Source organism: Brevibacillus dissolubilis, from assembly GCF_006170445.1.
In the GTDB taxonomy this organism is placed as follows: Bacteria; Bacillota; Bacilli; order Brevibacillales; family Brevibacillaceae; genus Brevibacillus_B; species Brevibacillus_B dissolubilis.
Map to the genome: position 1 here is coordinate 1 of NZ_VCNA01000014.1, position 13,771 is coordinate 13,771.

The window sequence follows — 13,771 nt, forward strand, 5'->3', positions numbered from 1 at the left end:
ACGCCGCCAGCGTTCGTCCTGAGCCAGGATCAAACTCTCCAATAAAGTTGAAGTTGATCTAGGTCAAAAACTTGTTGCTTGGCTGAATTATCATTTGCTTTCGCTGTTCAGTTTTCAAAGAACATTCGTTCTCATCGCTTCAAGCGACTTTTACATACTATCATACCACCTTATTTAAATGCAAGTGGTATTTTTTGTTTTACTCACTTCAGCTTGTGTCCCGAAGCGACATTTAGAAATATAGCATAGTGGACTTAATAAAGTCAATATCAATTTTCGCTTTTTCTTTAAGAAATCATGTATCCTTTTTCACTGGTCAGTTCGCCCTTTAGTTCAATGTGGACCTCTTGAATGAGGGAGCGCTTCGCCATTTTGTCTAGAAGAAGAACTACATCAATAGAACTGTTGGCTATCTCAGAGTGGTTGAGCAATTCATTGAGAGTCCAGGGACGATGTTGGGACAACAAGATATCATAAAGATATTGAGTGCAGGGCTTCATCTTCGACATGATATGAAATTCCAGAGGCAACAGTAACAACTCCACCCGCTTCGCCAAAGGTTCAGGACTTGAGACAAGTTCTTCATACAATTTATAAGCAGAAGGCTCGAGTTGTTTGACCCGCTTCCAGATCGCCGGCTCCGGAGGCTCGTTGGCTTCAATGAGGACAAGCTGTGCCCAGGTATGCAAGGCTTTTTGGATAGAATGATACGCTTCCAGAGTAAGTTCCTGGTGCAGGTATGCTTTTGCGTCCATATAGCTTTTAAGCAGTTGGGAGTAGGTTTCGCATATTTTACGCTTTTGATGATGCTGTGAGAGACGAAGGAAGCGTTCCTTCATCTTTTTCATATAATCCTGTGGATCATGCATAATGTCTGCCTGGGTAAGCCAGGACACGACAGGAACGCTTGAACCTTGGACAACCCATTGCTCCAGCTGCCATTGGCTCAAACGGTACTCCACAATGTGCAGGCCCAAATAATAAAGTGCTCTTGTCTCCTGCTTGGGTTCGGGGCGGTTCATAATGATAATAGATAAAAGAGGAGCACCATGGAAAAACGGGCTGCACTTGTCTGGATTGTGAATCAAAAGGGCTGATAATACGTCGTTTTGGTTGACAATCTGTTGGTGATACTGGTGCAGACGCGGGTTCATAGGTACACCTCCTGCGACTTGAGATGAAAAACACACTTAGAAAATATGGATTCTACAAGCGTTAAAAGGTTTCCTGCTTTTACTAGCTGTTTGCGGAGTGTTTTGCTGAGAAGACACATCATTTTGGACGTGCTTATGCTATACTGAATCGGTAGGAGGAATGATGAAATGAAAAAGACCGAACACTTGAGCAAGATCAAACGCATGCGCACTTGGGCGAACTGGAACATGGTAATCGGTATCCTCCTGATGTACGCGGGATATGGCTTCTACAGCGGGTTCCTCGGTTCTTTGTTTGAAAAGTCCGTGTTGTTCATGACGATTATGCTGCTCATTGGTTTCGTTTTGATGATGGTCAGCACAGTGCTGTTCATGGTGTCGGGGATGGTCTCGACAACCTCTGCGCAAGTAGAATGTCCAAAATGTAAAAAGGTAACAAAAATGCTAGGGAAAGAGGACGCTTGTATGTTCTGCGGCCAACCCCTTCAGCTTGAAGAAGAATCCCGCCCGGATAGAGGCATTGAAAAAACCACCTGATGAGCTAATCAGGTGGTTTTTTCATGGTGATAATTACGTTTACCTGGCTTGAAGGCCTTGTTGGATGGTGTTCCAGATGTCTGGTGTCTCGAAGCCCCGGCGCCATGAGGCTACACCGGCGAGATTATATTTGCGGACAAGCTCGATCCGTTTGGCCATAGAGGTCTGGTCCTCGATCCAGATTTTATAGGTGGCTTTATCGGCAGGATCTGTGTAGCTGACGTAATACTGGCCTGATTTGGCATCGAGCGCAGGTTTGAGATTTCGTTCTTTGATCCATTTCTGGGCGCCACTCATGTAGAGGGCTTTGGATGTGACTTTGATGCTGCCATCCGGCTGTTTTACCTCTTTCCAGAGGCGGGTGTAAAACGGTACGCCGAGCAGCAGCTTGTTACGAGGTACTTCTTGGAGGATGTTTTGCAGGCTCTCCTCCACCCATGGGAGTGAGGCTACCGAACCCGCAACAGGGCTGGTTCCCCAGTGCTCGTCATAGGTCATGACTGCCATGTAGTCGACCACCTGTGCAAGTACTTTGCGGTCATAAAAGCGGGACCAGCGATCACTCGTCGATATCGGGGTCACATCCATGGATACCGTCAAATTCTGTTCATGCAGGTACGGTGTCAGCTCACGGACAAGCTGAACCAATCTGGCTTTATCCTCGATGTAGACATTTTCAAAATCGAGATTGATGCCATCCAATTCGTACATCGTCGCGTAGTGGATTACCTGTACGATAAATTTTTCACGCATATGAAAATCACTCAACAGAGCTTTAGTGAAATCCGGGTTAAAGCCATTGGAGACAAGGCCCCAGACTTGATAGCCGCGTTGGTGTGCCCATTTGACATAGGATGAGTCAGCTTTGTTGCCAAGTGTAGCTTTGTCATCAGTCAACTCAAACCATGTAGGGGATACAACATTGAGTCCTGGCATGGCGGGGATCTCCGCAAGCTTGGGATTGCGGCCTGTGACATGCTCCCAAGTCAGGTTGATCTTTTGCCCGAGCGGCTTCCATGGAACAGCGGCTGATTGTTTGGGTTCTTGTGCAGGCAAGTCGGTTTTGCGGATCTCAGACAGAGTCACGATGCTTTTGGGCATGAAGCCGATAATCCCGTCAGCTGTCTGGACGCGATACCAGCCCCCCTCCTCCCCGATGATATCGACGGGTGCATTCGGGTTAAGGTCTGCAACGATCGGATCTCTGCCAGACGGACCTTTGCGGACAGGCTGGGTGATCGGCTCCTGCTCATCCACAGATTCGATCTTCCCCTGCTGGATGGAGTAGCCTGCTTTCTCGATAACGGTCACACCGCTATTTTCGATATGCTTCAATTGGACGGCGTATAGCTTGGACAGTGGTTCGTATGGGACATAAGGGATTCCATCGATTTGCTGAACGGGAACGTGCAGGTCGATTGGCTTTTTATTTAAAAAGGCGACCAGCTTGTCGCTCTCCATCCGCAGCACTTTGTCCTTCGTAGTAACGATTACGGACTTGGTCGGTTCGTCCCAAAAGATAGCCGGATCGATTTGTTTCTGTACAAACGGCAGCGGCAACAGCACTTGTCCTTCTTGGATGGCAAATGCCTCTTCCTGTACCTGTCCCTGAAAGACAATCACGTTCTTCCGGCCGTCAAAAGGTGGAACATGGGCATTGGATTGCAGGTAAAGATACAGCCAGGCACCTGCACCAAAAATAACGGCAAACACAATCAAAAATACAAACAGCGCGAATTTTCGCTGTAATCTTGGTTTACGTTTCGGACGTGGAGTGATTTCCAATGGTGCGGTCATGATTTCCTCCTCCGTTGGGAATGGCAGTCATTTTCAGACTTCTTACGATGATAAAAGAAGACCAGGTATTCCACAACCTAAGACGCGAAATTCCCAGAAAGGTTACACCATTTCCAACAAAACCACACAAAAAAACCTACCTGAGACCAGATAGGCTGTCGATTAGTGTGATTTTGTCTGTTGGCAATCAGGGCAGACTCCGTATACTTCCATACGGTGTCCAGTGACTTGAAAACCGGCCATTTCTTTGGCAGCCATCTCGACTTCTCCCAAATACGGGAAATGGAAGTCGTGGATGGAACCGCACTCATTACAGATCGCGTGATAATGCTCCTCTTCCACATTGGCATCAAAACGGCTGGAGGCATCACCATAGGTCAACTCGCGGACAAGACCTGCATCTTTAAACACGCGTAGGTTATTATAAACCGTGGCCACGCTCATATTGGGAAACTTTCCTTCCAACGCTTTGTATATTTCGTCAGCCGTCGGATGGCTCATACTTTCCAGCAGATACGCTAAAATAGCATGACGTTGTGGAGTCATACGAACACCTTGCTCTTTGAGGATTTCGACTGCTTTTTCCACCTGTTGTGTCATCGTCATGCACCTCACATTCTAGTTTAAGTCTTAGTTTATAACGTACTCTTAATAAGAATTGTTATAAATAAGTGTACGTCCACGATAGGTAAACTGTCAATATCATTTATATACTATTTTACCCTTGTTTTACTTATTTGTTTTACTTGCTTTTGGTTTCGCTTTCTTTTGCAGTTTGAGGTTCTTTTTACGTTCAGGACAGGATTCCTGCAGCGGACATGCTTCACACTGTGGACTTTGCGCTTTGCAGTGGTAACGTCCGAAAAAGATCATCTGATGATGGGTCTTCGTCCAGTCTTTTTTCGGGACCTTGCGCATCAGGGTCTGCTCTACCTCTAGCGGTGTCATGTCAGGATCGCAGAAACCGAGGCGCTTGGAGACGCGCTCTACGTGTGTATCAACAGCCAGTGCCGGGACACCAAACCAGGTGGAGACGACCACATTGGCTGTTTTGCGTCCGACGCCTGGGAGTTTGACCAGCTCTTCATGCTTATCTGGGATCTCACCATTGTACTCATCGAGGAGAAGATGGCATAGCTCACGGATGTGCTTGGCTTTGTTTTTATACAGACCGATCTGCTTGATGTCTTCCTGCAGTTCTTCTAAGGTAACCGCCAGATAGTCCTCTGGCGTCTTGTACTTTTGGAAAAGCCGCTCGGTCACTTGGTTTACCTTTTTATCGGTGCATTGGGCAGACAACAGAACCGCGATCGTTAATTCAAAAGCATTGGAGTGGTTCAATTCACAATGGGCGTCTGGGAACATCTCTTCAAGTGTGGACAAAAAACGTTTCATGGATAGTTTGCTCATAGGTAACTCCTATTTATCAATCGGATTGTAGTACATTCATTATAGCGCATCCTGCACGGTACGGCAGACAGTGAAGTGGCAAATGGTTTTGTACCTATTGTACAATTAGAAAATGATACCAAATAGATCGGGAGGGATGATTTTTATGAAAGTATTCCTTACAGGTGTGACGGGGTTTGTAGGTCACGGGATGCTTCCCGAGCTGGTCAGCCGCGGGCATGAGGTCGTCTGTATCGTCCGCCCTGGCTCGGAACAGAAGATGAAGCCAGACCCCGCTTGGCAGGGACGCGTGCGGCTGGTACCGGGTGACTTGTTCGATCCCGCCTCATTGCTGGCTGTGATGAATGGTTGTGATGCAGTGGTGCATCTGGTCGGGATCATCCGGGAGCAGCCTGGTCGAGGCATTACCTTCAACCGCATCCATGTGGAAGGAACAAGGAATGTTATCGAGGCCGCCAAACAGGTCCATGTGAAAAAATTTGTTCTGATGAGCGCACTCGGCTCCCGTCCGAATGCCACCAGTCTATATCACCAGACCAAATACGAGGCAGAGCAGCTGCTGATCGCAAGCGGTCTCCCCCACACGATCTTCCGCCCTTCTGTGATCTATGGACCGGGTGATGAGTTCGTAAATATGTTAGCAGATTTGGTTCGTCTCCCGCTAACGCCAGTTATTGGTGATGGCCTGTACCGCTTACAGCCGGTTTCCCGCCAGATCGTGGCAGAGGTTTTTGCGGATGCGGTGCACCCTGATATGACGAATGGACAGGTGTTTGAGGTGGGTGGTCCGGTTGCCCTCACGTATAATGATATTCTCGCTGCCATCGGTCGTGTACTGGGAAAAGCGAAGGTAAGACGGTTTCATGTGCCAATCACGTTGATGAAGCCCGTAGTGGAGCTGATGCAGGGCTTTTCATTTTTCCCGATCACGAAGACACAGCTGATCATGCTGCAGGAGGGTAATGCCTGTGCCGATACAGAGAGCTTGTATCGTAGCTATCCTATCAAAAGGATTCCGTTTGAAGATGGGATTGCCGCTTATCTGAAATAATTTAACGATGATATTAATATAGGCCAACACCATGACAAGAGAAAAATGCCCGCGAAACGAACGGACAACAGTCGTTTGTAACGGGCATTTTTTTCTTTTTATACGATGAAAAATCACCTATTCATGCAAATTCGGTTCTGTCTCCCCTAGCTTCTGATTCGCATAACGTGCCGCGACAAACAGGAAATCAGACAGACGATTCAGGTACTTTACCACCACTTCATTGACCTGCTCCTGCTCTGCAACCTGTACCGTCAGTCTCTCCGCACGTCTGACAACCGTACGTGCGACATGAAGAGCTGCTGCGGCTGGATGACCACCTGGAAGAATGAAGTTGGTCAACTGTGGCAGTGCTTCATCCAACTGGTCAATCTTTTGTTCAAGATACTCTACATCAGCCTCTTGGATCGGCCACCCGACTTGTTTGTCTGGAGGTGTCGCCAGTTCAGCACCGATATGGAACAGCTTGGTCTGTACAATGTGGAACATTTCACGAAACTCGTTCCACTCATCTTCTTTTGGCAGAAACGAAAGGCCCAGTCCGATGTTGGAATTAGCTTCATCACATGTGCCATAAGCTTCGACACGCCCTGCGTATTTCGGTACACGCAAGCCATAGACCAGTGAGGTTTGGCCTTTGTCGCCAGATTTCGTGTAAATCTTCATCGTATCCTCTCCCATTCGCTCAACTTATTTCCCCGGAAATCGACAGCATTATATGGCTTCTGCCACGATAATCAGTTCCGTGCTTTTCATGTCAAATGGTGCTTTTTCAAACGAACCGTAGCGGTGCACGATTTTAAAGCCGTTGAGACGCAAAAGATGATGCAGTTCGGCTGGGAAAATGTAGCGCAAAGTGAAGCGGCCGATCAGCTTTTCGATGACATTGCCATCTGGGCTGATTCGCTCGTAAGTACGCGTCACTTCGGAAAGCTGTTGGAAATGATCATATCGAGTGTAATCCCACATCGCCACCTGCTCACCGGAATCAAGTGGATACATCCCACGAAGTGACATTTTTTCGCTCTCTTCATATAGATGCGTGATGCTTGGCACAAATACGTTCATGACAAATTTCCCGCCTGGAGCCAGATGCTCACGGACGCATCGGAGAGCCTTCATCTGCTCTTGGATATGGAGCAAATGTAAGAAAGAGCGGAACGGGATTGTGATCAGCGCGAACTTTTTGCCAAGGTTAAAATTACGCATGTCACCCTGCAAAAGCGTAAGCTGGTCTTCTCCCAATCCAAGTTCTTCTGCTTTTTGCTGCGCCCGTGCCAGCATATCGGTAGACAGGTCAATCCCTGTCACTTTTACTCCTGCCTGGGCAATCGGGAAAGTAACACGGCCTGTTCCACATGCGAGGTCAAGCACTTCGCCACCAGCTTCTTTGGCCAGTTCGACATAAAATGGAACGTCACCTGCCACCCCTCGATTTGTAATATCATAATAATCCGCCCAACGGTACATGCTGTTCATAGGAGCCTCCTACACCACCAGTTCAGGCGACAAGATATACGCCAAGACAAGTTTACCTGTATTTTCTAATGCTTCTTGGTGGGTGCGCTCATGGGAATGGGAAGCATCTACACCAGGACCAATCAGACCATGTACGACATCATAGCCGGCACGCAATGCAGCACTTGCGTCAGAGCCGTAGAACGGATAGATATCGACTTGATAATAGATGTCATTCGCTTCAGCGAGATTGACCAGATGCTTGCGCAGACCATAATGATATGGCCCGGTAGAGTCTTTGGCGCAGATCGACACGCAGTATTCATCCGTAGTCTGACCGGTACCGATCGCTCCCATGTCAACAGCGAGATACTCGACCGTCCCCTCTGGAATGCTGGAGTTGCCGCCATATCCGATCTCTTCGTTGTTGCTGATCAAAATATGTGTGGTGTATGGAAGCTGGGTATTGGTCTCCTTCAAGTGTTTCAGTGCACCGAACAGGATTGCAACACTGGCTTTGTCATCCAAATGGCGCGATTTGACAAAACCGCTGTCGGTTACAGTAACACGCGGGTCAAAGGAAACAAAATCACCTACAGAGATGCCCAATGCTTTGACATCATCCGCATTTTTTACTTTCGCGTCGATACGCACCTCCATGTTTTCTGCTGTACGCTCTTGCTTGGTTCCCTCGCTGCTGTATACGTGGACAGAGGCTTTGGTGGAGACGATGGTTCCTGTATAGGCTTGACCATTCATTGTTTCGATCCGGCAATATTCACCTTCTACAGCATGTCCGGTGAAACCACCGATAAAAGTAAGCTTCAGACGACCATTGCTTTTAATCTCTTTTACCATTGCACCGAGCGTATCTACGTGCGCGGTAAGCAGGCGCTGCTTCTCATCATTCGTTCCGCGTACGGTAGCAAGAACCGCCCCTTTATTGGTACGTACGAACGGCACATCCAAGCGAGTAAGCTCCTGCTCTACCCACTCCATTACTTTCGTGGTGTTACCGGATGGACTTGGTATATTGGCAAGTGTGGAAAACGTCTCAACGATATAATTCAATGACAAATTCATGTGAATACCTCCTCGTATGGTTTAGACCAGATTTTCTTTGATGAACTGGAGCACTTCCTGCACATGACCCTTCACTTTGACTTTTGGCCAAGCATGAGCAATCTTACCTTCTTGATCAATGATGAAGGTGGAACGCTCGATCCCCATGTATTCACGCCCGTACATCTTTTTGAGCACCCAGACTCCGTAGCTCTCGGCCACCGCATGGTCTACGTCTGCCAAAAGGGTAAACGGCAGTTCATACTTGGCTACAAACTTATCGTGTTTTTTCACGTCGTCTGGACTTACGCCAAGCACAACCGTATTTTGCTTCGCAAACTCTGGATGGTAATCGCGGAAATCACAAGCCTCTGTCGTGCAGCCCGGAGTCATGTCTTTCGGATAAAAATAGAGCACGACATTTTTACCGCGAAGCTCATGCAATGAAACCTTTTGTCCATTGCTTGCGTCCAATGTAAAGTCAGGAGCTAATTGTCCGACTGCTGTCATATGTATCCCCATCCTTTTTCTGCTGTCACTTATGGAGATATTGTAACAAAATATCCTAGGATAAATAAAGAAAACTGAGAATCTGACCTGTTTCCGTTGCACTTTTTGTTAATATAATTTAAAATGTAATAATTGGTAATCAATCGTTTGTTTTTACGAGCGTACAACTGGACGGTGAATCTTCCTTATGAAAGAATTTTTTGAAATTACTGACATGGAGGCGCTGAAATCCTTTGCAGTGCCGGAACGTGTCAAAATCCTCGAGCTGTTTGAGGATCTGGAGCCCCGCACAGCCAAACAAATCGCAACCGAGTTAGGTGAAAATGCTGCCCGCCTGCACTATCATGTAAAAGAATTGGTTCGTGTCGGTCTTCTGGAGCAAGTAGATACCCGTGTGAAGGGGTCTATCGTCGAAAAGTATTATCAGCCCGTAGCCAAAGTCATCAGCGCCAATCTCCGAGTCGTGATTGAAAATAATGCCCATCAATTAAGTGAAATCATGTTCTCTCCTCTGCATGCCACTGAAAAGGACCTGGTGCGCACACTAAACCGCCTGGTCGAATCAGATGTAGACGTGCGTCAGGATTATAATGATACCTTTTATTACAACATGGGCGAACTGAATCTGACCAAAGAAGAGCGCAATCAGCTGGTCGGAGAGTTAAATGCCCTGTACAGTAAGTACAAGGACTTGAAACCGACGGAAGGACGCCGGAAATTCAAGTACTTCACTCTCCTGTTCCCAACCGCACCGCCAGAAGCGACAGATGAGGACGATGAAGCATTTGAGGATATCGATTAAATAAGTCTCTGTATGTCAAAGGAGATGGATTGCGTATTACAGCCGTAGTTGGTCTTTTTCAACTGATCTTCATTCTGATTATGGTAGCTGCCTTGTACACCATGTACAGTCTGGTCAGCTATGTCAATTGGAAACGCAGGCACGACATCGAACAATCCACCAAACTGGACAAGCTGATTGCTCTGTTGGAAGAGCAGAAGCGTCCATAGCAAAAGGAGCAGCACCCATTGATCCGGGTACTGCTCCTTTTCTATTGCCTGCGATTGATCTATACGTGCACGCGAAGACGCGGTGCCATTTTCACAAAGACGGGGTACGCTACGAGCGAGGCAGCCACACCCTTGACGATATTAAACGGCAGGATCGCCACAATGATCAGGGACCACAGGCTCTCGAAGCCAAATGATTGGATCATCTGGTCAAGCGGCATGTTATACACCGTCGCATACGCAGGCATCAGGAAGTAATAGTTGGCTACTGACATGATCACCGTCATCAGCACGGTTCCCAAGACCAGACCTGTAAACAACCCTTTTCCACCTTTGATCCAACGGTGAATGGACACCGTTACAAAAACGAAGCTGGCACCTGCGATGAAGTTAGCCAGTTCACCGATCATCAGACCTTCGGCGCCTTTTAATAAAAAGTGCAAGGTGTTTTTGATAAATTCAATTAAAATGCCTGCTGCCGGACCAAACACAAGTCCGCCGATCAGTGACGGTACCGTACTGAAATCAAGCTTCAAAAAGTACGGAAAGAGCGGCAACTGAATTTCGAGATATTGGAGCAAAAATGCGACTGCCGCCAAAAGCGGGATTGTGACCAGTTTTCTGGTGCTGTTGATTTGTGTTGCCTGGAGTTGAGTTTGTTGCATGTTTACCATCCTCTCTTGTGTTGATTCCTTCTGTGAGGTATGGCAACAGCTTCGTGACACCGCTTGGCCCATGCTCCTGTTCGTCTGCTTGGTTCCATATACACATCCCTAAAAAGAAAAGCCCCCGAAGACATGATTCATCTTCAGGGGCACTTACCAGACGTGTCTACAGTCAAACCGTACAGGCAAACAGAGCCTGTTTTTTGAGTAAATCCAAAACAGTCCCCTGCTGCCTACGCAGATTGGCACAGGCAAACAAGCACGTGTACGAACGTACTGTCGTCATCCTTCTCCCATCCAGACTGTACTGTCGGCTCTGGATTCTCACCAGATCCTGCACTCTGCCCGCACATAATCCAATGCGGACGAGAGGCTCGTGGGCTGACACGCTCTGTATTGATGAATCATCAATGGCGTGATCACCACCGGTCGGGAATTTCACCCTGCCCCGAAGGAATGTATAAAGTTGTTATACCCAGCTATTATACGACTGATTATGATCCTGCGCCACTATATTTTTTCAAGCCCAGATTCCATACCACCAGACCGATCAGGAAGAACACAATTCCCATCACAGGGGTCAGCATGGTATAGGTGTACCACTCCGCTTTTCTCAGAAAAAACGCTGATGGATACAGACCGACGAACGCGAACGGAAGAATCCAGGTCAGGATAAAGCGGATGATGTTGTTGTAGACATCGACCGGGTATTGCCCATAGTTCTGGATGTTCCAGATCATCGGTGCAATCCCTGTACGGGAGTCGGAGAAAAAGCTGACGGCCGCAATCGCCGTGTAGACCCCTGCATAGATCATCACACTGCTGATGATCAGAAGCACAAACACAAACGGGTCATACCACGCAATCGACAGCTTCAGTTGAAATGCCGCATAGATCATGATGATAAAGCCAGTAATCGCACTAAAAATACGGTCAGGCGCGATCGATTCCAGACAGACCTGTGCCAGCGGGTTGACCGGACGGGTCAGGATGCGGTCCATCTCACCACGGATAATATAGCGCTCATTAAAATCCCAAAAGCCAAAAAAGACGGAGAACAACGCATACGGAATCATGAAATACCCGTAGATGAAGACGATTTCCCACAACGTCCATTCCTTCAGCTTATCGACATGCTGAAAGACGATCCCGATGAAGGCAAGCCTCATCAATTCAAATACCAGATTGGAGACGAGTTCACTGAAAAAGTTAGCTCGATAGCTCAGTTTGGTTTTGAAGTATTGGCTGAGATAGTCACTAAATAACCGGATTACCTGTCCCATACCGCTTACCCCCCTTGCACCACGAGATTATGCCGCGCTTTGCGCCACAACCACGTAATCGGCAGAAATAGGACAACAATCCAGACCAGTTGAATCAGGATGACCTGCAGGGCTTTATCTGCTTGGATTACCCCGGCAAAGATCATACTTGGATAGTAGTTGATCGCCTGAAACGGTAGATACCCAAGCACCGACTGTGCCCAGCCTGGGAAAAAGCTGATCGGGACAATGACACCGGCCAAGAGGTCAACGATCATGCGTTTGGCAAAGATCAGTCCTTCATTGCGCATAAAGAAAAACGTCAACACACCTGTCAGCAGGTTGATCTGCGTATTGATCACAAATCCGCACAGCAAGCTGATCAAGTATAGCCCCCACGCGCTGAATGTAGATGGGAACGGGAAGTCGATGAATAGCCGGATCAGGATGAGACCTGGAATCGCGAAAAACGCGAAGCGGAAAATCCCCTCGCCCAGCGCCTGTGCTGCTTTTACGCTGAGATAGTTATAGGGACGCAGCATCTCAACGGCTACCTTGCCCTCGCGTACCTCCATCCCGATCTCATTATCGATGTTGTTAAAATAAAAGGCCCGAGACATCCAGGCGATCGCCACATATGATGTCATCTGAGTGAGCGTCATACCCGCCAGTGTTGTGTTGTCCGCATAGATGGAGCCCCAGAGAAAATAATAAGCCCCGATATTAATCGCATAAATGATGATGCCGCTGTAATAGTTCACCCGGTAGGCCAGCATCGTAAGAAAGCGAATCCGGATCAGCTCCGCATACAGTTTAAGCATGACTCACGACCTCACTTGGCGTGGAATAGATGTTGCGGACGATCTCCTCTGTACTGGTCTCCTGAACCTTCACATCGCTCACTTCAAAAGCAGACATGATCGTGGACAATACATATGGCAGCATCTCATGCTTGAACTTCAGCTTCACCGTAATCTCATTGTCTTGTGTGATCTCACAGGGCAGATCCCCCAGCACCTGACGTACGTCATCTGTCGTCGTACGTTTTTTGAGATGGAACGTCACCTCTGTATCACTGCCCCAGCGTTCCTTCAGCTCAGCCAACAGTCCGTCAAAAATCAGCTGGCCTTTATCCATCACGATCACCCGCTTACACAATGCCTCAATATCGGATACATCGTGCGTCGTGAGCAAAACGGTTGTATGTTCGGTCTCGTTGAGATTGCGTAAGAATTCACGAATCTTTTGCTTAACCAGAACATCGAGTCCGACTGTCGGCTCATCGAGGAAGAGCAGCTTCGGCTTATGGATCAGCGAAGCTGCGATCTCACATCGCATCCGCTGTCCAAGACTTAGCTTGCGGACAGGCTGGTTGAGAAACGATTGCATATCGAGCTCCTCGATCAGACGATCCAGCCACTTGACTCCCTCTGTCTCGTCTACCTGATAGACACGCCGCAGAAGACGGAATGACTCCATCGGCGAGAGATCCCACCACAGCTGTGAGCGCTGGCCGAATACGACGCCAATCGAATTGACGTATTTCTCCCGCTCCTTGTACGGTACCAGCCCATTGATCCGGATCTCGCCCGCTGTTGGGTTGAGAATGCCGGTCAGCATCTTGATCGTGGTGGATTTGCCCGCCCCATTTTCCCCAATCAGCGCAAACATCTCGCCTTCCTCAACCGAAAACGTCAGGCCGTCTACCGCCTTCACCGTTTTGTAGTTACGATTGAACAGATCGCGAAATGCTCCCGACAGTCCGGACCGCGCTTGATGGATCTGGAATACCTTTTGTAAATCTTGAACCTGTATCATCATGGCACGTCCTTTTTCCTGTAGTTTTTCCATCTG

Annotated in this window: 16 protein-coding genes and 1 riboswitch; of the genes, 4 read left to right on the forward strand and 12 right to left on the reverse strand. The window is 48.0% G+C overall.

Going from position 1 to position 13,771, the window contains the following annotated elements:
• Positions 1-287: 287 nt before the first annotated feature.
• Positions 288-1,154: a nucleotidyltransferase-like protein gene (locus FGI41_RS20940; protein ID WP_139492257.1), complete on the reverse strand. Its 867-nt coding sequence runs from the start codon at positions 1,152-1,154 to the stop codon at positions 288-290.
• A 168-nt stretch (positions 1,155-1,322) separates the two neighbouring features.
• On the opposite strand from FGI41_RS20940, the gene FGI41_RS20945 reads away from it, so the two are divergent.
• Entirely contained in the window at positions 1,323-1,691 is a 369-nt protein-coding gene (locus FGI41_RS20945) for a DUF2614 family zinc ribbon-containing protein (RefSeq protein ID WP_139492258.1), read from the forward strand.
• 39 nt (positions 1,692-1,730) lie between these two features.
• On the opposite strand, the gene FGI41_RS20950 is transcribed toward FGI41_RS20945, so the two are convergent.
• The 3 genes from FGI41_RS20950 to nth form a co-directional block, all read right to left on the reverse strand.
• A complete protein-coding gene (locus tag FGI41_RS20950; protein WP_139492259.1) occupies positions 1,731-3,488 on the reverse strand; it encodes a glycosyl hydrolase family 18 protein in 1,758 nt (585 codons plus the stop codon).
• 162 nt (positions 3,489-3,650) lie between these two features.
• Positions 3,651-4,088, reverse strand: coding sequence for a peroxide-responsive transcriptional repressor PerR (gene perR / locus FGI41_RS20955; RefSeq protein WP_139492389.1), 438 nt, complete (start codon positions 4,086-4,088; stop codon positions 3,651-3,653).
• A 129-nt stretch (positions 4,089-4,217) separates the two neighbouring features.
• Positions 4,218-4,898: an endonuclease III gene (gene nth, locus FGI41_RS20960; protein WP_139492260.1), complete on the reverse strand. Its 681-nt coding sequence runs from the start codon at positions 4,896-4,898 to the stop codon at positions 4,218-4,220.
• A gap of 145 nt (positions 4,899-5,043) precedes the next feature.
• Between nth and FGI41_RS20965 the strand changes: the two genes are divergently transcribed.
• Positions 5,044-5,949: a complex I NDUFA9 subunit family protein gene (locus tag FGI41_RS20965; protein ID WP_139492261.1), complete on the forward strand. Its 906-nt coding sequence runs from the start codon at positions 5,044-5,046 to the stop codon at positions 5,947-5,949.
• 117 nt (positions 5,950-6,066) lie between these two features.
• Here FGI41_RS20965 and FGI41_RS20970 read toward each other — a convergent pair whose 3' ends face one another.
• Genes FGI41_RS20970 through bcp form a run of 4 tightly spaced genes read right to left on the reverse strand, consistent with a single transcriptional unit; the run spans position 6,067 to position 8,979 of the window.
• A complete protein-coding gene (locus FGI41_RS20970) occupies positions 6,067-6,615 on the reverse strand; it encodes a cob(I)yrinic acid a,c-diamide adenosyltransferase (RefSeq protein WP_139492262.1) in 549 nt (182 codons plus the stop codon).
• A 48-nt stretch (positions 6,616-6,663) separates the two neighbouring features.
• Positions 6,664-7,428, reverse strand: coding sequence for a class I SAM-dependent methyltransferase (locus tag FGI41_RS20975; protein WP_139492263.1), 765 nt, complete (start codon positions 7,426-7,428; stop codon positions 6,664-6,666).
• Between the two features lie 9 nt (positions 7,429-7,437).
• Positions 7,438-8,490, reverse strand: a complete 1,053-nt coding sequence (locus FGI41_RS20980; RefSeq protein ID WP_139492264.1) for a M42 family metallopeptidase — start codon at positions 8,488-8,490, stop codon at positions 7,438-7,440.
• 21 nt (positions 8,491-8,511) lie between these two features.
• Complete coding sequence (gene bcp, locus FGI41_RS20985) at positions 8,512-8,979, reverse strand: thioredoxin-dependent thiol peroxidase (protein ID WP_139492265.1); 468 nt, start codon at positions 8,977-8,979, stop codon at positions 8,512-8,514.
• A 187-nt stretch (positions 8,980-9,166) separates the two neighbouring features.
• Between bcp and FGI41_RS20990 the strand changes: the two genes are divergently transcribed.
• On the forward strand, positions 9,167-9,781 hold the full coding sequence (locus FGI41_RS20990) for an ArsR/SmtB family transcription factor (RefSeq protein WP_139492266.1): 615 nt from the start codon (positions 9,167-9,169) through the stop codon (positions 9,779-9,781).
• 29 nt (positions 9,782-9,810) lie between these two features.
• Positions 9,811-9,990 carry a hypothetical protein gene (locus FGI41_RS20995; protein ID WP_139492267.1) on the forward strand — a complete coding sequence of 60 codons (180 nt, stop codon included), beginning with the start codon at positions 9,811-9,813 and terminating at the stop codon, positions 9,988-9,990.
• Positions 9,991-10,049: 59 nt separating this feature from the next.
• Here the strand turns inward: FGI41_RS20995 and FGI41_RS21000 are convergent, their stop codons facing one another.
• From FGI41_RS21000 to FGI41_RS21015, 4 genes are all read right to left on the reverse strand, one after another.
• Positions 10,050-10,655: an ECF transporter S component gene (locus FGI41_RS21000; RefSeq protein ID WP_139492268.1), complete on the reverse strand. Its 606-nt coding sequence runs from the start codon at positions 10,653-10,655 to the stop codon at positions 10,050-10,052.
• A gap of 281 nt (positions 10,656-10,936) precedes the next feature.
• Positions 10,937-11,115, reverse strand: a riboswitch (FMN riboswitch).
• 34 nt (positions 11,116-11,149) lie between these two features.
• Positions 11,150-11,938, reverse strand: coding sequence for an ABC transporter permease (locus FGI41_RS21005; RefSeq protein WP_139492269.1), 789 nt, complete (start codon positions 11,936-11,938; stop codon positions 11,150-11,152).
• Between the two features lie 5 nt (positions 11,939-11,943).
• Positions 11,944-12,738, reverse strand: coding sequence for an ABC transporter permease (locus FGI41_RS21010; RefSeq protein WP_139492270.1), 795 nt, complete (start codon positions 12,736-12,738; stop codon positions 11,944-11,946).
• Positions 12,731-13,735: an ABC transporter ATP-binding protein gene (locus tag FGI41_RS21015; protein ID WP_139492390.1), complete on the reverse strand. Its 1,005-nt coding sequence runs from the start codon at positions 13,733-13,735 to the stop codon at positions 12,731-12,733. The genes FGI41_RS21010 and FGI41_RS21015 overlap by 8 nt, the downstream gene beginning before the upstream one ends.
• Positions 13,736-13,771 lie beyond the last annotated feature (36 nt).